Below are 16,322 nucleotides of genomic sequence, written 5' to 3'. Positions count from 1 at the left end.
TCGAGGTCGAGAGCCGGTCGAGAGTCCGGTCGGACAGGAATCGGGGGAACGATGGACAGCGGCGTACGGGCGATGGTGGAGGCGATCGGCGAGGCGCGGCGGCAGCTGCGGGAGAACGCGCAGCCGAAGGCCCGCGAGAGCGTACGGGACAAGGTGCCGGGGCCGGAGGAGGCGGCACTGCTGGGCGCGCTCGCCGAGCTGGTGGACAGTGCCGGGGAGTTGGTCGGTGCGATGGCCGAACGGATGACCACCAACGCCACCCGTCGGACGTACGCGGTCGCGGGCCGGCGGCTGCGCGACGAGGCGAACAACCTGCGGGGCGACGCGAGGGTCGCCGCCGATCGGGTGAAGTGACGGCCGCCGGTTCCCCGTGGGGGTGCCGGCGGCCGTCGGGTGATGCGGGGCTGGTTCAGGTTCAGCAGTGGCTCAGCGGTGGCTGGGGAACTGCACCACCTGCTGGTAGGTGGGGCGGTTCTGCCAGGTGGTCTTGGTGTCCGTCACGCCGCCCAGCGGGCGCTGGATGATGGTGTCGGCGCACCACTGGTCGCCGGCCGAGCAGTCCGCGTCCCCCGGGTAGACCTGGGCCGGGGTCTGGGCGGCCGCGCGCTTGAGGGTGTCCAGCAGGACGCCCCGGCAGGCGGTCAGGTCGCCCCCGCCGCAGAAGGGGCGGGCCAGTGGGCCCTTCACCTGGTCGCCGAGGACGGCGCGCAGGTCCTTGTCCAGGTAGCTCCACCAGCCGTACTGGAAGGACGAACCCTTGTGGGGGATGCCCTCGTTGGCGCTCACCGGGCCGCCGCCGGGACCGGTCTGCCCGCCCGAGGGCGACTCGTTGATCTGCAGGGCGCCGGTCAGCGCGGCGAACAGCTGGTCGCCGAGGCCGGGCCGCATGACGCCTTCGGACACCAGCGGCCACCAGGCGTCCAGCACCCGGATCGCGGCCGCGTCCGCGTAGGCGTGGCTGCCGGGTGAGGTCTCCTTCCGCTGCGCGCCGTCGGCGAGCCAGGCCTCCAGCTGCTGCAGGGCGGTGAGGGTGGCCGGGTCGGTGACCGGCGCGCTGCGCAGTACCCGGACCAGGTCGGGCAGCACGTCCTCGGCCCGCAGGTCGGCGAGCGCGGCGCCCTCCATGGCCTGGGTGAGCGAGACCCGGCTGACCTTGCCGCCGCTCCGCAGCAGTGTTTTCACCCGGTCGTCGAGCAGGTTGCCGCGGTGCACCGAGCCGTTGCCGAAACCGGCCGAGGTGTAGCCGTTCGCCTGCTTGTTGTTCCAGGAGACGTAGTAGTCCTGGTCGACGGACTGCGGGTGCTCGGCCGCCGGGGTGTACCGGGCGGTGTTGGTGGCGGGGTCGAAGTCCGCCCACTCGTAGCCGGGTTCGGCGCGGACCGGCAGTCCGGCGTCGACCCCCGGGGCGCGCACCGGATTGCTGCCGGAGTTGTAGTACGCGATGTCGCGGGAGTCGGCGTAGAACCAGTTGAAGGTGTAGTTGATGTCCTGCGCGGCCTGCTGGAAGCTCGCCGCGTCGTGCACCGCGCCGGGGTCGTTGAGCTCCTGGAAGCCGATGATGGAGTCGGCCTCGTGGCGGTAGGTGGAGCGCAGCGCGGTGAAGGCGACGGGTGCGCCGCCGACCGTGCCGCGGGCCGTGACCAGGCCGTACTTCGAGCGGTACATCACCAGGGTGTAGGAGCCGGCCGCGGTGGAGTCGGCGGTGGTCGGACTCCAGGCGTTCTTGCGTTCCAGCCGGTCGAAGGGCAGGCACTGGCCGTGCCAGAGGTAGGAGCCGGCGGCCGTGGTGACCGGCGAGCCGTCCGTGGTGCAGAGCGGGACGGCGTAGCTGTCGGTGATGTCCTGGCCGGCGGAGGTGGCGCTCCAGGCGTAGTCCTGGCCGCGGCCGAGCTGCACGTAGAAGCTCAGACCGGCGAAGGCGGCGCCGCGCGCGCTGATCCCGGGGCCCTGGATCTCCTCGAGCATCAGCAGCTGCGGGGCGAAGTAGCCGGTCTGCGGGCCGAACACGGCGACCGGGTGGCCGTCGTCGGTGTGCGCGCCGGAGACCAGCAGGGCGTTGGACATGCCGTGCTTGGCGGTGAGCAGATTGCCGGGGAGCACCCCGTCCGCCTTCGTCGCGGCGGTGTTCGCCGAGCCGTCGGCGTCGTAGATCATCCGCTCGGGCACCACCGAGCCGGGGTCGGGCAGAGCCTCGCCCTGCGGCCGGTCGGGCACGGTCGCGTACGGGAAGCTCTGCCCGTCGTGCAGGGTCTGGACGGCCTCGGGGTCGTCGGCCTCGCGCAGCGACTTCCAGACCGCATCCCCGGCGTCCTTGCCGTAGCGGGCCTCGGCGGCCGACTTGACCTGGGCGGAGGCGAGTTCGTTGCCGCCTCCGGAGCCGAACAGGGCGCCGACCACGGAGGCGAGGGCGACCAGGTCGGTCAGCTTGAAGGGCTCGATCGACCCGGCGTTGGTGATCGGGTCGATGTGCCCGGTCAGGTCGTACTCGCCGGGGAAGGTCCGGGCGTTGTAGGACTCCTTGGCGTACTGGTTGATGCCGTCGAGATAGGCGTTGGCATCGGTGAGGGCCTGGGTGGCCCGGCCGCCGCGGGCGGCGATCGCGTCGATCTGCTGCTGCAGCTCCGCCTCGGTGTACGGCGCGGCCTGCCAGAAACTCTGCTCCAGCTGGCGGTTGGCGGCTGCCCCGCCCGCGAAGCCGGACAGCTGGCCGCGCCCGACGTGCCGGAAGAGGTCCATCACCCAGAGCCGGTCCTGGGCGGCGGCGTAGCCCGCGCCGAACTCGGTGCCGTAGCGGGTGGTGCCGGTGATGTGCGGGACGCCGGTGGCCTTGTCGCGCACGATCGTGACGTCCGACCGGGGGCTGGTGCTGCTCGCGACCTGGTCGGCGGGGACGCCGAAGGAGGCGTCGTTGAAGAAGTCGCGCAACTTGGCGTCGGTGAGGCCGGGGTAGCCGGAGGCGAGCGAAGCGTACGGGCCGAGCTGGTCGTCGGTGTGGGCGGGGCGGGTGCCGAACATCCGGTTGAGCAGGATGTCGGCGAGGGTGGCGTTGCCGTTCTCGCCGGGCGGCAGGATGTCGGCGCAGTGGCCGCCGCAGTAGTCGCCGGCGGCGGCGGTCGTTGTCGTGGGGGTGGTGGGGGCGGCCGCCGCGGTGGGGGCGGTGGTCAGGGCGGCGGTGACGAGCAGGGCCGACGCGAGGGCGGCGGCCGGGAATCGGAGGGGGTGGGGGCGTAGGCGCAAGGCGGACTCCTCCGTCGAAGCCACGGGGAGTCGACGGTAGGGGCGCTACTGACCGGTTGGCTAGTGGCGTGCATGCCATTTCCTTTGGAGCAGCGTGAAGTTGACGGGCCGTGGGCGGTGTGGCGGTGCACCGTCGCTCGCGAGTGCGGTGACGCCGCTCAAGGTCAGCAGGTGCCGGTCGGCGGTGACGGCGTACAGGTGGGGCTGCCCTTCACCGTTGCCTCGAGGTCCGCTGCGCAGGGCCACAGGTGGGGGCGGCGAGGACGGCCGGGCCGGTTGTCGGTGCTGTCGGCTATGGTCGGGGCGTCGGAGGCAAGATCGTCCGTCGGAGCGGCGGAGGAGGGGGTGTGCCGTGGTGGAGACAAACGCGGCGGCGAGCACGGAGGGGGTGGGCCTTCGGGAGCTGCCCGCCGGGCTCACCCACGGGCCGAGCCGCGAGCGGCTGGCGGCCGGGGGCCTGCCCCGCTCCTTCGCGTACCTGGACCTGGCGGCGTCCTGGTACGAGCCCTTGCGGACGGCCGCGACTTGGTACGACGAGTTCCGGGAGGAAGGCGCCGAGACCCTGATCGTGCTGGGGGAGGCGCGGTACGAGGACCGGTACGGGGGCAACCTCGCGGATGTGCTGCTCGACGGGGCCACCGGCGAGGTGTACCTGGCCTGCCAGGACCATTCCGGTGCCCTGCGGCGAGACCTGCTCGCCAGCGGTCTGGAGTCGCTGGTCGCCCTGATGATCGAGGTCGAGGCCGTCACGGCCGGCGCCGACGAACCGTACGAGCCCGAGGACGGCGAGGAGTTCGAGCCGCGCGGCCCGGAGACGGTCGCCGAGGCCGTCCGGATCTCCCTGGAGCGGATGCGCCAGGCCGATCCGGCGCTGTTCCGGCGGACGGACGACCGGCCGGCGCACTGGGAGACGGCGACGCGGGTCCGGGCCCTCGCCTGGGGAGCGCTGCCGGGCGAGCCGGACGGCCTGCGATACGCCATCGACGCGGCCCTGGTCGAGGACGTCGCGGTGCTCACCGACGGCACCGTCCGGCGCTTCCACGAGGACGACCTGCCGGCGGTGCTCAGCCACGCCCCGACCCGGCGGCTGCTCACCGGGCTCGGCCTGCCGGTCTCCACCCGGGGGATCTTCCGGATCGACCCGGTGGGGCCGCTGTTCACGATGACGGAGACCTTCCCGGACTCCTTCGAACCCGATGACCCCGAGTACGGCGAGGAGTACCGCCGCGACTACCAGGGCGAGTTCCTGGCCTTCGGCGACTGGCCGTACGACTTCACCATCGCGCTCGACGGCGCCACCGGCCTCCTCGAACTCCCGGCCTGGTTCGACGACGGCGAGCCCGCCGCGTACCTGCACCGCGACGTCTCGGCCATGCTCTACGTGGTCTGGACGTACGAGCGCCTGCGCGCCGACCGGCGCCACTGGGACGGCGGGCACGCACCGGTGCCCTGGGAGGCCTTCCACCCGCGGGAACTGCTGGACTGTGCGGCCGAGGAAGCCCTGCGCGCGCTGGACCCGGAGGCGTTCGCGTCCGAGACGCACTTCTGGCCGATCCGGATCGACGACGGCCACATGGGGAGCCTGCTGGAGTAGCGGGGGGAGGGCGATCAGGGGGTTCGGCGGGCCAGGCGGCCGGCGAGGCGGGCGGCGGCGGTGGCTGCGTCGGTGCTCGGCAGGCGCGGGGTGAGGTCGGCGAGGTGGTGGAGGAGGTACTGCCGGATCGGGCCGGGTGAGGTGGCCACCGAGCCGGTGAGGACGAGCGGTTCGGCGGGCACGGCGGTGGCGCGGACCAGCGTGGCCAGGTGGCCGGCGCAGGTGCGGGCGATCGCGAGGGCGGTGGCGTCGCCGGTGGCGGCCAGCCGGGAGACCAGCGGGGCGAGGTCGGCGAGCCCGCGCGGCGGGCCGTCGTAGGCCCACCGCAGCAGCCCGTCGGGGGAGTCGGCGGCGCAGTGGGCGCGGACGGCGGTGCCGAGCGGGCCGTCCGGGTCGGCGTGCGCGTGCCGAAGGGCCTCCCGGCCGAGCCAGAAGCCGCCGCCTTCGTCGCCGAGCAGCCAGCCGAGCCCGCCGTGGCGGGCGAGCGTGCGGGTGCCGTCCAAGCGGACGCAGATCGTGCCCGTCCCGGCGATCAGCACGGCGCCCCGGCCGTCGGTGACGCCGCCGGAGGCCAGGGCGGGGACGGTGTCCGGGACGAGCCGGACCGGGCAGTGGAGGCCGAGGGCGGCGCGGGTCCGCCGGGCGAAACCGTCCGGGTCGGCCAGCGCCCCGTACCCGGCCAGGCCGACCAGGCAGGCCGCAACCCGGGCCGGATCGCGGCGCCCGAGTGCGGCCGACACGGCGGCGGCCAGGTGTTCGACGGTGCGGGCCGGGTCCTGCCCGGCGGGGTTGGCGCCGCCGCTCTCGCCCCGGCCGAGCGGTGTGCCGACGGTGTCGAGGAGGACGGCGCGGGTGCGGCTGCCGCCCGCGTCGACGCCGAGCTGGAGGGTGGTCACGGGGGCGGCTCCGGTTGGCGGAGGGGGCCGGCCGCGCTGGGGCTGGCTGATCGGCGGTCAGTCTGCCAGGTGCAGTGCCGTGTCCGCCGGTCCCTGGGCGAAGCGGGTGAAGCGGACCTGCAGCCCGTCCCGCTCGGGTGAGGCGCAGAACGGTCCGGCCGCCGCCGCTGCTCCCGGGGGCAGCGGCGCCAGCCGGACCAGGCGCCAGGGGCCGTCTTCGCAGCGGGCGCGGACCGTCACGGCGTCCCCGCTGCGGCTGGCTCTGACGGTGACCCGTCTGCCGTGCCACTCGGGTACGGGGGCGAGCGACCAGTCGGAGACGCCGCGGGTGACGACCGCGCCCAGGTGCGGGAGGCCGTCGCTCATCTCGACCCCGGCCTTGATCCAGGTCTGCGGGTCGACCCGGACCAGCAGGCCGGCCTGGTCGTAGAGGGCGCCGAAGTCGGCGACGAAGGTGACCTCGGTCGCGCTGCCCGGTGGGAAGCCGGTGAGCAGCGCGTGCCCGTCGTCGCGGACGAAGCCGTAGCTGGTGGTGCGCCAGAAGTCGCTGCGGCCGCGGGCGGTGACCAGGAGGTCGGTCCCGTCGGTCCGCGCCTGCTCGGGCTGGTTGAGCCAGCTGCCCTCGTGCCAGGCGATGTCGCGGGGCGGGTGCATGGGAGGCCTTCCTTCCGGTCTGCCAGCGGATGGCTGCAATTTTCAGAAAGGGCCATTCAACACCCGCCCGGGTGGGCTTGGGGAGGTTTGTCTGGGCTTCGGCACGTGACGGATCGGGAATCGCCGGATCGACGCCGGCCGACCGGTCATCACACCCCCAGGTCGAGGCACTCGGAGTCGAGGAACCCGGAGTCAAGGCACTCGGGGTCGACGAACCCGGAGTCTAGGAGGTCCGGGTCGAGGCACTCCGGCGTGCGGGCGGGGCGATGCGGACCCGCTCGGTGGCGGGGGCCCGCTCGATGTCGTCCAGCTGGGCGAGGATGGTGGCGCGCAGGTCGTCGTCGTCCTCGAAGTGGTGGTCGTTGAAGAGGGTGTAGCCCGTCCACATCAGGTTGGCGCAGATCCGGGCCGGCACCCGGCCGGTCTGGGCGCCCAGGCCGACCAGCGCGACCGACCGGATGGAGCCCGGCTCCAGCCGGTTCTGCCGGTGGACCGCCTGGAAGGCGGCGGCGCAGGCCAGCGCCACGTTCAAGGTCTCGCTCACGTTCTGCGAGGAGGTCTGCATCGTCGGGGCCGAGATCAGGAACCGCGGGTTGACGGCTCCGGACGGGACGCACACCGCGCTGCCGACCGGCAGCGAGCCGGCGTGCCCGTCGCGGATCGCCTTCTGCACCCGCAGCTGGATGCCCGCGCCCAGGTGGCGCTTGATCGCCGCGTCCGTCCCGCCGTCCATCCGGCCGCGGGAGTTGGTGGGGCTGACCCAGGCGTCGGCCTTGGTGGCGAGGATCGAGGCGTTCCGGATCTCTATCCCGGGGGTGTCGGCGAAGGCCGCCCGCCAGGACTCGACCACCGTCGCGTTGAGGTCGGTCAACACCACCTTGAGCGGCGACTGCGCACGGTCCGTGGTCATGCTGAAGCTCCTGTCGTTCGGGTGTGGTTCCTGCTGACATCGACGAAGCTAGCGCGCGCCACTGACAATCCGTCGGCGTCCGTCGGTGCCCGCCCGGCCGCCGCCCCGGGCGGCCCGGATTGTCACTCCCGGCTGGTAGGACTGTGGTGTCCGCCAGGGACCTGACGGATCGTCATCTGTCGTTCGCCTGCCACCCGTCTGCCACCCGTCCGTCATTCGTACGGCCCCGACCAGCCGGGCCGCCTCACACCCTTAGGGCACCACCATGAGCGCTGTCGACACCCCCGCCACCCAGCCCGACCCGAACGACCCGCTCGCCCTCGCGGAGCTGTTCACGGGCGGCGGCGAGCCGTGGCTCCCGTTGCTGAAGCCGGTCATCGAGGCACAGTCCGGCGCGGCCTCGTTCATCGGCCCGGGCCGCGGTCCGGACGTCGTCCCCGTCCGCGAGCTGACCTTCCAGGCGCTGAAGCCGCACGCGCCCCACAAGTGGAAGGTGGTGGTCTTCGGTCAGAACCCGTACCCGCGGCCGGAGAGCGCCACCGGCATCGCGATGTTCGACAACACCTTCCATGACTGGAAGGACAGCAAGTTCGGCCGGGTGGTCAGCATCCGCTGCATCATCAAGGCCGCGGCGATGTGGAAGTACGGCATCCCGAAGAAGACGCCGATCGCCGACATACGGGCGCTGCTGAAGGAGCAGGAGACCGTCCAGCCGCCGGAGTGGTTCCAGGCGATGCTCACCCAGGGCGTGCTGCTGCTGAATGCCGCGCTGACCGCCAGCAGCGACGGCGCGATGGGGCCGGACCAGCACACCGCGTTCTGGCGGCCGGTCGCCGAGCGGATCGTCGAGGAGATCCTCCGGGCCAAGCAGCAGGCCGCCGAGGAGGACCGCTACGTGGTCTTCGCGTGGTGGGGCGCCCACGCGCGCAACCTGAAGAACGTCGTGCTGCGGCTGCAGAAGAAGTACCCCGAGGTCGAGGTCCGGCACATCGACCACGCCAACCCCGCCGCCCAGGGCGACATCTTCTGCGACGGCGAGCACTTCGCGACGGTCAACGCGGCCCTCGCCGCGCTCGGCGCCGAGGAGGTGGACTGGCTGCCCAGCACCGGGTGGAACGCGCAGTCGGCCGACGGCGGTGGCGGGGCGGACGGCGCGGTCGCCGAGCGGATGGGCGCCTTCATCGCCTCCACCATGGAGCTGCACCAGCTCTACCTGGACCGCCTCGCGAGCGTGAAGGACGAAGGCCTCGTCCTGCCCGCCATCACCGGTGTGTTCGACACCCCGCTGATGGGCTTCCGGGAGGCGGCGGCCCCGGTCGCCGAGGTGCTGCGCGGCCTGGACCGGCACGTGGCGCTGTCGCACGACTTCGGCAAGCGGCGGGCGGACGAGGCGGCCGCCGGCCTGTCCGCCGACGAGATCGCCGCGCTGTACCTGTACACCTGCGAGTCCGCGTTCTACCGGGAGATCAACGCCGTCCTGCGCTCGCCGGACCGCGGCCGGCTGGTGCCTTACCTCCCGTACCTGCGGCTGCTGTTCGCGGCGGTGTCGCGGCTGCCCGTTCGCACCGAGCCGCTCTGGCGCGGGGTCTCGCTGGACCTGCGCCGGCAGTACCCGCTCGGCAAGACGGTGACGTGGTGGGGCGTGTCCTCCTGCACGTCCAAGCTCGGGGTGGCGCAGGCCTTCCTCGGCAGCCGCGGCAAGCGGACGCTCTTCGAGGTGCGCCCTGCCCGGGCCGCGGGCATCCAGAGGTTCTCGGCGTTCACCGGCGAGGAGGAGTTCATTCTGCTGCCGGGCACGCAGCTGGAGGTCACGGACGTCCGGGCCGAGCGCGGCGGCCTGTGCACCGTGACGCTGACCGAGCTGGCGGAGGCGCCCCTGGTGTCCTGAACCGGCCTCGCCGCCCCTCGTCCCGGAATCCGGACGCCGCCAGAATGCATAACCGAGTCAGTATTTTTACTGAGTTCAGTTATGCTGGATTTCGAACGAGCGGGTGCGCCCGTGGCGAGGGAAGGGACGCGAACGATGACCTCGGAAGTCCAGCAGGCGGCGCCGGAAGCCCAGGGCCTCGACGGCGAGCTGCGGCGGGAAAGGGCCTACGTCGAGGACTGCCGGGCGGCGATGGCCCGGCAGGTCGAGGACGCGAGCCACCAGGTCGTCGCCGGAGAGGACGTCTCCGGCGACGGCGCCAGCGCGGAAGCGCTCGGCCGGTACCTGCGGACGCGCGCCAAGCGGATGAAGGAGCTGCCGCAGAGCCCGTCGTTCTTCGGCCGCCTCGACTTCGCCGACACCCCGGAGGCCGGGGACCACCGGCGGCAGCGCTACTACGTGGGCCGTCAGCGGATCTCCGAGGACCCGACGGTGCCGCCCCTGGTGGTCGACTGGCGGGCCCCGGTCTCCCGGGCGTTCTACCAGGCCGGCATGCACGATCCGCTCGGGCTCGCGCGGCGCCGCCGGTTCGGCTGGGCGCCGTGGAGCGTCGGCCGGCCGGAGGAGCTCACCGGGCTGGAGGACGAACCCCTCGACGGGGCCGGGCCGAGCGGGGAGGGCGGCGGTACGGGCACGGCGGAGAGCGGTACGAGCGCGGCCGGGGGCGGTCCGGCGGGCATCCTCGCCGCCGAGATCGAGCGGCCCCGCACCGGCCCGATGCGGGACATCGTCGCCACCATCCAGCCCGAGCAGGACGAGCTGGTGCGGGGCGGGCTGAGCGAGTCCGTCTGCGTGCAGGGCGCGCCCGGCAGCGGCAAGACCGCCGTCGGCCTGCACCGCGCCGCGTACCTGCTCTACAGCTTCCCGCAGCGGATCCGGCGCGGCGGCCTGCTGGTGATCGGCCCCAACCGGACCTTCCTGCGCTACATCGCCGAGGTCCTGCCCGCGCTCGGCGAGATCGACGTCGGCCAGTGCACGGTCGAGGACCTGGTCACCACCCGCCCGGTCACCGCCGTGGACGACGAGCGGGCTGCTGCGGTCAAGCAGGACGCGCGGATGGCGACGGTGCTGCGCCGGGCGCTGTACGGGCGGATCCGGACGGTGGGCGCGCAGCCGCTCGTCGTCCCGGACGGCTCCTACCGGTGGCGGGTGTCGCCGGAGCGGCTCGACCGGATGGTCGCCGAGCTGCGCGAGCAGGCGCCGCCGTACGCGATCGGCCGGGAGAACGTCCGCACCCGCGTGGTGGCGATGCTGCAGGACCAGGCGGAGCGGCGGGCCGGCGTGATGTCCGGCGTGTGGCAGCGGAAGGTCGGCCGCTGCAGGCCGGTCGCGGCCTTCGTGGAGGCGGCCTGGCCCAACCTCCGCCCGGAGGCCGTGGTCGCCGGGCTGCTCGGCGACCCCGCCGTGTTGGCCGAGGCCGCCGACGGGGTGCTCAGCCCCGAGGAGCAGGCGGCGATCCTGTGGCGCCGGCCGCCGCGTTCGGAGAAGAGCGCGAAGTGGTCCGAGCACGACCTGATGCTCCTGGACGAGGTGGCCGGCCTGATCGAGCGCCCGGCCGGCTTCGGCCACGTCGTCGTGGACGAGGCCCAGGACCTCTCCCCGATGCAGTGCCGGGCGATCGCCCGCCGCAGCGTGTTCGGCTCCCTCACCGTCCTCGGCGACCTCGCCCAGGCGACCGCTCCCTGGGCCGCGCGCAGCTGGTCCGAGCAGCTCGCCCACCTCGGCAAGCCGGAGGCCGCGGTGGTGGCGCTGACCACCGGCTTCCGGGTGCCGGCCGCCGTGATGGCGCTCGCCAACCGGGTGCTGGGCGCGCTGGACGTGGACGTGCCGCAGGCGGTCTCGCTGCGGCGGGACGGCGAGTTGACGGTGCGCAGGGTCGACGGGGCGAGCCAGGACGGCAAGGCCGGCTCGGGCGGTGCGGCGGGCCCGCGGGGTGCCGCCGACTTGGGCGGCGCGGTGGTGGAGGCGGTACGGGCAGCGTCGGAGCGCGAGGGCTCGATCGCGGTGATCGCGGCGGACGCTGCGGTGGCGCAGGCCGCCGAGGCGCTCCGGGCGGCCGGGATCCCGACGGCCTCGGCCGAGCAGGTCGGCACCACCGCCCGGGTGACGGTGTTGCCCGCCTCGCTGGTCAAGGGACTCGAGTACGACCACGTGGTGGTCCTGGAGCCGGCCGCGATCGTCGAGGCCGAACCGCGCGGCCTGCACCGGCTCTACGTCGTGGTGACCCGGGCGGTCTCGCGGCTGGACATCCTGCACTCCCGGCCGCTGCCCGCGCCGCTGGGCGGGTGACCGGGCTTTCGGCCCGACAGCTGCGGCGTCGGGGCGACACGACGACAGGACGACAGGACGATGGGGCGAACGGGGCGCTGGGCGACGGCCTCAGAGGCCGTTCAGGGCGGAGACCAGGCTGGCCACCGTGACGGTGTTGAAGACGAAGGCGATGACCGAGTTGGCGGCCACGGTGCGACGCATCTCCCGGGAGGCCACCGTGACATCGGTCGTGCCGAAGGTCGTCATGATCGCCAGCGCGAAGTAGATGTAGTCGCTCCAGACTTGGGCCTCCCGGCTGTCCGGGAACTCCAGGGCGCGCTCGTCCTCCACCAGGTTGTCGGCCTGGAAGGCGACCGCGAAGGGCACCGCCACACAGACCCAGGCGAGGGCGACCAGGGCGAGCGCCACCAGGGCGCGGGGGACCGGGCCGAGCCCGGACCCGAGGTGCCCGGGGAGCCACGCCACCGCGACCAGCAGCGCGGCGGTGGCGATGAAGAGCGAGACGCCCGGCCCGGGCGCCGTCCCCAGGAGGTAGCGCTGCAGTACGGTGCCCCGCTCCTCCCCGGCCCAGCCGCGCACCCGCTCCGGCGACGCGGTCGAGAAGGCGGTGGACGTGAGCACGAGGTACGGCAGGAGGTAGGCGAACAGCACCAGGACGCCCGTGTCCGCTCCCGACAGCAGGTCCCAGCCGCTGTCGACGCCGAGGAGCAGCGCCGCCGCGCCCGCCGCGACGGCCGCATTCACCGAGGACCTGCGGCGCTCGGAGAGTCAGGACGGCGGTTCGTCCCGGTCGGACGGCTCCGGGCGCGGGTCGCTCACCGGCCGGCGAGCCGCAGCGGCACGTGCACGACGGCCAGGGCCGCCGCCGCGGCCGCGAAGCCGAGGACCGCGCCGGCCGCGACATCGCCGGGGTAGTGCACGCCCGTGTGCACGCGGGAGTAGCCGACGGCGACCGCCAGCGCCCCGAGCGGGACCGCCGCCGGAGGCAGCACCACGCCGACGGCGGTGGCGAAGGCCGTCGCCGACGCCGTGTGCCCGGACGGGAAGGAGGCCGACTTCGGCATCCTCACCTGCCGTGCCACGATCACCTGGGCCCGCTCCCGGTCGGGCCGGCGCCGGTGGACCACCTGCTTGCCGAGCAGGTTCGCCGCCACCGAGGCCAGCGCGACGGCGGTGACCCCGACCACGGCCGCCTGCCGGGGCCGGCCGGGCAGGAGGGCAAGGCCTGCGGCGACGGTCAGCGAGATCTTCGAGTGGTCGGCCGCGCGGGACAGCCGCCGCAGCGCGGAGTCCAGGGCCGGGGTGGGGGTGGCGGCCACCGCCGCGTACAGGGCCCCGTCGATCGCGCGGAGGTCGGTGAGCACCCCCGCCGCAGAGGCGTTCCGGTCAGGCACGGGACCTCGCCTCGCCGTCGCGCTCCTCGGCGCCCCGTCCCACCGTGTCCCGTGCCGCCGTGTCCCGTTCTTCGGCGTCCCGTCCCACGGAGTCCGGCTCGCCGTGGCCGAAAGCGAGCGTGGCCAGCTGCCGCCAGTCCACCCGAGGCGTGACGGGTACGACGCCGGGGCGGTTGCGCGGCACCAGGACCCGCAGCGCCCCGGGACGCGTCGTGCACACCACCGGCGTGGGCAACCGCAGCGCCTCACCGTCGACGGCCACCGGGATCTCCTCCTCGTCGGAGGTCACCTCGACCCGACGCGCGGTCAGCACGGTCAGGCCGGTGGACTGCGAGCCCCGTACGGCCAGGTCGGCGGCCTGCGCCGCGCCCTCCACCCGCAGGCCCACCACGCCCAGCTCGCCGGTGTCGAGGCGGGGCCGGCGGCCGCCGCTGTCCAGGTCGTCGGGGGAGCCGTACGGGTTGTTGCTGACCAGCAGCGCCTGCTGGTCCGAGAGCGCCGTGGGCGCGGTGCCGTCCGCCGGGCCGTCCACCCGGGCGTCGACCCGCCGCACGCCCTCGCCGACCAGCAGGTCCGGCAGGAGGTTCAGCGCCGTGCCCGCCTTGGCGTCGCGGTACTCGGGGTGCTGCACGACGTCCGCGTACACCCCGAAGGAGACGGTGTTGACGAAGGGCCGGCCCGCGACCTCGCCGAGGTCGATCCGCAGCTCCTCGCCGTCGGTCAGCGCGTCGAGGCAGCGCGCCGGGTCGGACCGGTCGAGGCCGAGGTCCATGGCGAAGTGGTTGCGGGTGCCGGCGGAGATCACCAGGAACGGCAGTCCGTGCTCGGCGGCGACCGCCGCGACCAGGGCCTGGGTGCCGTCGCCGCCCGCGACGCCGAGCAGGTCGGCACCGCCGGTCACCGCCTCGCGGGCGAGCGCGGCGACGTCGGCGTGGGCGTCGGGGTCGAGCAGGACCACCCGGGCGCCCAGTTGCTCCGCCCGTTCGGCCAGCCCGAAACGGCCGACCTTCCCGCCCCCGGACTTCGGGTTCATGATGAGCACCGGCCGCTGGGGCCGGGGCGCGGCGGCCGCCCGCGCCGTCTCGGTGGGGCGCGCGCGGCGCAGCGCCACCCGGCCGAGGACCAGCGCCGTGCCCCAGCAGAAGATCAGCAGCAGCGCTGTCGGCCACAGGTCGTGGTAGACGAACAGCACCACGACAGCGATCGGCGCTGAGATCGCGAGCAGCGCGCCCACCACCCGCACCGCGCCCCGGTACGCCAGGAACCACCAGACGCCGGCCGCCCAGACCACCAGCTCCACGAACCTGGCCACCACCACCTCCAGGCCGCCGTCCCACAGGGCGAGCAGCAGCACGACCACGGCACCGACCGCGGCCAGCAGCGCGCACCGAGCGAGCACCCGCGCGGTCCCGCCCCCGTCGGAGCCCACCTGCCGTGTCCCGTCGATGTCGTCCTCCCTGAGCCGTGTCCCGGGCTTCTTCGCGTAGCCCGGTCCGTGTCAGCAGCCTGCGCACTTCCGTAACGGCGGGCATCCCGGCCAGGCTGTCCGGGTGAGCCCCGGGGCGGGCCGGTCGGCAGGCCGGTCAAGGGTTCGGTTCACCCACCGCGCGGTTGACCCACCGTGCGGTTGACCCACGGCCCGGTTACCCGCAGTCGGGTCAGTCATGCGGGACGAGAGCGACCGGGCAGTGCACGTGGTGGATCGCCGCGTGGGCGACCGGGCCGAGGTGGCTGCCGAGCAGGGTGCGCCGGACGCGCCGCCCGACGACGAGCAGACGGGCGGTGGCGGCGGCGTCCACGAGGGCGACGCCGGCGCTGCCGCGGATCAGGTCGGTCGTCACCTCCACCTCGGGGCGGCGGGCCCGCCAGGGCTCCAGCAGCTCGGTGAAGCGGGTCCGTTCGGCGGAGGAGAGCTCCTCCTGGAGGCCGCCGATGGCGTCGAAGGCCATGTACTCGGTGCCGACCGGCGGGGACCAGACGTGCACGACGCGCAGCGGTGCCGAGCGTCGGGCGGCGGCGTCGAAAGCGAAGGCGAGCACGTCGTCCGCCGGATGGGCGAGGTCGAGGCCCACCAGCACGGGGCCGTCCGGCTCGTCCTCGCCGGCCCGGACGAGCACCACCGGGCAGGCGGCCCGGCGCAGCACCTCCTGGCTCACCGAGCCGACCAGGAAACCGCGGACGGCGCCCAGTCCGCGGGAGCCGAGTACGAGCAGGGCGGCGTCGCGCGCGGCGTCCTCCAGGGCCTCGGCCGGGGCGGCGGGGACGTGCGAGGAGCTGACCGGGACTTCGACGGCGGCGCGCAACTCGGATTCTCGGGCGGCGAGTTGCTCCACCGATCGCTGGTGCGTCCGCTCGCTGTCGGCCACGTCCCGGTGCGGCCAGGGCCAGGCCTGGAGGAGGTGCAGGGGGCAGTTGCGGCGTTGCGCCTCGCGGGCGGCCCAGGCGGTGGCGGTGAGGCTCTCGGGTGAGCCGTCGAAACCGACGACGACGGGTCCGGTCATGGTCTGCTCCCTACATCGGCGTCATGATGTGTTCCCTCAGCCGCGCAGGGTGTCGAGGGCGGCGCCCAGCCGTCGGGCCGCCTCGTCCGCGACCTCGCCCAGTCCGCCGTCGGGGCCGGCCAGCGTGACCAGCGTCTGCGGGTCGACGGCCTCCACCACGGTGGCGTCGCCGTCCGCGCGGACGACCACGTTGCAGGGCAGCAGCAGTCCGATGCGGCGGTCGGCCTCGAGCGCCCGGTGGGCGAGGGCGGGGTTGCAGGCACCGAGGATCAGGTAGTCCTCGATCTCGGCGCCGATCTTCTCGCGCAGGGTCGCCCGGACGTCGATGGTGGTCAGGATGCCGAAGCCCTGCTCCTTGAGGGCGGCGGTGACCGCCTCGACCGTCTGTGCGTACGGCCGGTCGAGCCGTACTCCGATCCCGTAGTCCATGGTTCCTCCCGGGGGTCGCGGCCCCAGTATCGGCGGCGGCCGGGCCCACCGCCTCTCGGGTTCGGCCCGGCCGCCGCCGCTTCCTCCGGCCGGGTTCGCGGCGGGGCCGGGTAGGCCGGCCGCCCGCGCGGACAGGATGCATGGTCCTCGCTCGAGGAGTCGGCCGGCCGGGTGCCGCCGAGCGGCTCCTCGATCCCGGTGGGAGGTGTTCGCCTCACAGGAAGTAGAGGCGGTTCAGCGGGACGGTGTCGGCGGGTCCGGAGTGGAGCGGGGTGCCGTCGAGGGTGACCAGGCCGTTGCGGGGGTTGACGAGGACCTCGCCGAGGCGGGTGTTGCGGACCATGTCGGCAGGGCCGATGCCGCGGGTTCCCCGGACGGCGCCGCGGCGGCGGGTGGTCATGGTGTCGTGGGGGCGGTGGTGGGTGCCGGATTCGGCGGCGGCGCGGCTGGTGAAGGCCACCGAGAGGTCGGCGGGGGTGGCGCCGTGGGCGCCGAACAGGGGCCCAGGA

At 74.2% G+C, this 16,322-nt stretch carries 13 protein-coding genes and 1 pseudogene; 4 read left to right on the top strand and 10 right to left on the bottom strand.

Translation table 11 applies throughout. The features are described 5' to 3' along the window. The first annotated feature begins 51 nt into the window (after positions 1 to 51). The gene (locus ACIBEC_RS29195; RefSeq protein ID WP_360498938.1) at positions 52 to 354 is read left to right on the top strand and encodes a hypothetical protein; all 303 of its coding nucleotides are present in this window, start codon (positions 52 to 54) and stop codon (positions 352 to 354) included. A 72-nt stretch (positions 355 to 426) separates the two neighbouring features. Here ACIBEC_RS29195 and ACIBEC_RS29190 read toward each other — a convergent pair whose 3' ends face one another. Continuing rightward, positions 427 to 3,237 (bottom strand): penicillin acylase family protein, encoded by a 2,811-nt coding sequence (locus ACIBEC_RS29190; protein ID WP_396289226.1) that lies wholly within the window; start codon positions 3,235 to 3,237, stop codon positions 427 to 429. 352 nt (positions 3,238 to 3,589) lie between these two features. Here ACIBEC_RS29190 and ACIBEC_RS29185 point away from each other — a divergent pair, with 352 nt between their 5' ends. Continuing rightward, on the top strand, positions 3,590 to 4,831 hold the full coding sequence (locus ACIBEC_RS29185) for an SUKH-4 family immunity protein (RefSeq protein ID WP_360498940.1): 1,242 nt from the start codon (positions 3,590 to 3,592) through the stop codon (positions 4,829 to 4,831). Between the two features lie 14 nt (positions 4,832 to 4,845). On the opposite strand, the gene ACIBEC_RS29180 is transcribed toward ACIBEC_RS29185, so the two are convergent. The 3 genes from ACIBEC_RS29180 to ACIBEC_RS29170 all read right to left on the bottom strand — a co-directional run bounded on the left by ACIBEC_RS29180 (position 4,846) and on the right by ACIBEC_RS29170 (position 7,291). Continuing rightward, the gene (locus tag ACIBEC_RS29180; protein WP_360498942.1) at positions 4,846 to 5,727 is read right to left on the bottom strand and encodes a BadF/BadG/BcrA/BcrD ATPase family protein; all 882 of its coding nucleotides are present in this window, start codon (positions 5,725 to 5,727) and stop codon (positions 4,846 to 4,848) included. 57 nt (positions 5,728 to 5,784) lie between these two features. Beyond that, positions 5,785 to 6,381 carry a DUF1349 domain-containing protein gene (locus ACIBEC_RS29175; RefSeq protein WP_360498944.1) on the bottom strand — a complete coding sequence of 199 codons (597 nt, stop codon included), beginning with the start codon at positions 6,379 to 6,381 and terminating at the stop codon, positions 5,785 to 5,787. Positions 6,382 to 6,604: 223 nt separating this feature from the next. Then, the gene (locus tag ACIBEC_RS29170; RefSeq protein WP_360498945.1) at positions 6,605 to 7,291 is read right to left on the bottom strand and encodes a macro domain-containing protein; all 687 of its coding nucleotides are present in this window, start codon (positions 7,289 to 7,291) and stop codon (positions 6,605 to 6,607) included. Between the two features lie 265 nt (positions 7,292 to 7,556). Here ACIBEC_RS29170 and ACIBEC_RS29165 point away from each other — a divergent pair, with 265 nt between their 5' ends. Both ACIBEC_RS29165 and ACIBEC_RS29160 read left to right on the top strand, forming a co-directional pair. Next, the gene (locus ACIBEC_RS29165) at positions 7,557 to 9,179 is read left to right on the top strand and encodes an ADP-ribosyltransferase domain-containing protein (RefSeq protein ID WP_360498947.1); all 1,623 of its coding nucleotides are present in this window, start codon (positions 7,557 to 7,559) and stop codon (positions 9,177 to 9,179) included. Positions 9,180 to 9,314: 135 nt separating this feature from the next. After that, positions 9,315 to 11,507, top strand: a complete 2,193-nt coding sequence (locus tag ACIBEC_RS29160; protein ID WP_360498949.1) for an AAA family ATPase — start codon at positions 9,315 to 9,317, stop codon at positions 11,505 to 11,507. 90 nt (positions 11,508 to 11,597) lie between these two features. On the opposite strand, the gene ACIBEC_RS29155 is transcribed toward ACIBEC_RS29160, so the two are convergent. From ACIBEC_RS29155 to ACIBEC_RS29130, 6 genes and pseudogenes are all read right to left on the bottom strand, one after another. Next, the gene (locus tag ACIBEC_RS29155) at positions 11,598 to 12,233 is read right to left on the bottom strand and encodes a DUF1345 domain-containing protein (RefSeq protein WP_360498950.1); all 636 of its coding nucleotides are present in this window, start codon (positions 12,231 to 12,233) and stop codon (positions 11,598 to 11,600) included. Positions 12,234 to 12,304: 71 nt separating this feature from the next. Continuing rightward, positions 12,305 to 12,883, bottom strand: a complete 579-nt coding sequence (locus tag ACIBEC_RS29150; protein ID WP_360498951.1) for a phosphatase PAP2 family protein — start codon at positions 12,881 to 12,883, stop codon at positions 12,305 to 12,307. Beyond that, a complete protein-coding gene (locus ACIBEC_RS29145; RefSeq protein WP_360498952.1) occupies positions 12,876 to 14,312 on the bottom strand; it encodes a diacylglycerol kinase family protein in 1,437 nt (478 codons plus the stop codon). The genes ACIBEC_RS29150 and ACIBEC_RS29145 overlap by 8 nt, the downstream gene beginning before the upstream one ends. Before the next feature lie 229 nt (positions 14,313 to 14,541). Next, on the bottom strand, positions 14,542 to 15,384 hold the full coding sequence (locus tag ACIBEC_RS29140) for a universal stress protein (protein ID WP_360498954.1): 843 nt from the start codon (positions 15,382 to 15,384) through the stop codon (positions 14,542 to 14,544). A gap of 36 nt (positions 15,385 to 15,420) precedes the next feature. Then, on the bottom strand, positions 15,421 to 15,813 hold the full coding sequence (locus ACIBEC_RS29135) for a DUF302 domain-containing protein (RefSeq protein WP_360498956.1): 393 nt from the start codon (positions 15,811 to 15,813) through the stop codon (positions 15,421 to 15,423). 214 nt (positions 15,814 to 16,027) lie between these two features. Then, positions 16,028 to 16,318 (bottom strand): annotated as a pseudogene (locus ACIBEC_RS29130) (urease subunit alpha); the annotation flags it as partial. Between the last annotated feature and the right edge of the window lie 4 nt (positions 16,319 to 16,322).

The sequence above is a fragment of the Kitasatospora sp. NPDC051164 genome, assembly GCF_044455625.1.
Taxonomy (GTDB): Bacteria; Actinomycetota; Actinomycetes; order Streptomycetales; family Streptomycetaceae; genus Kitasatospora.
The sequence above is the reverse complement of the archived record's forward strand: the minus strand, read 5'-3'. Positions and strand labels throughout refer to the sequence as shown.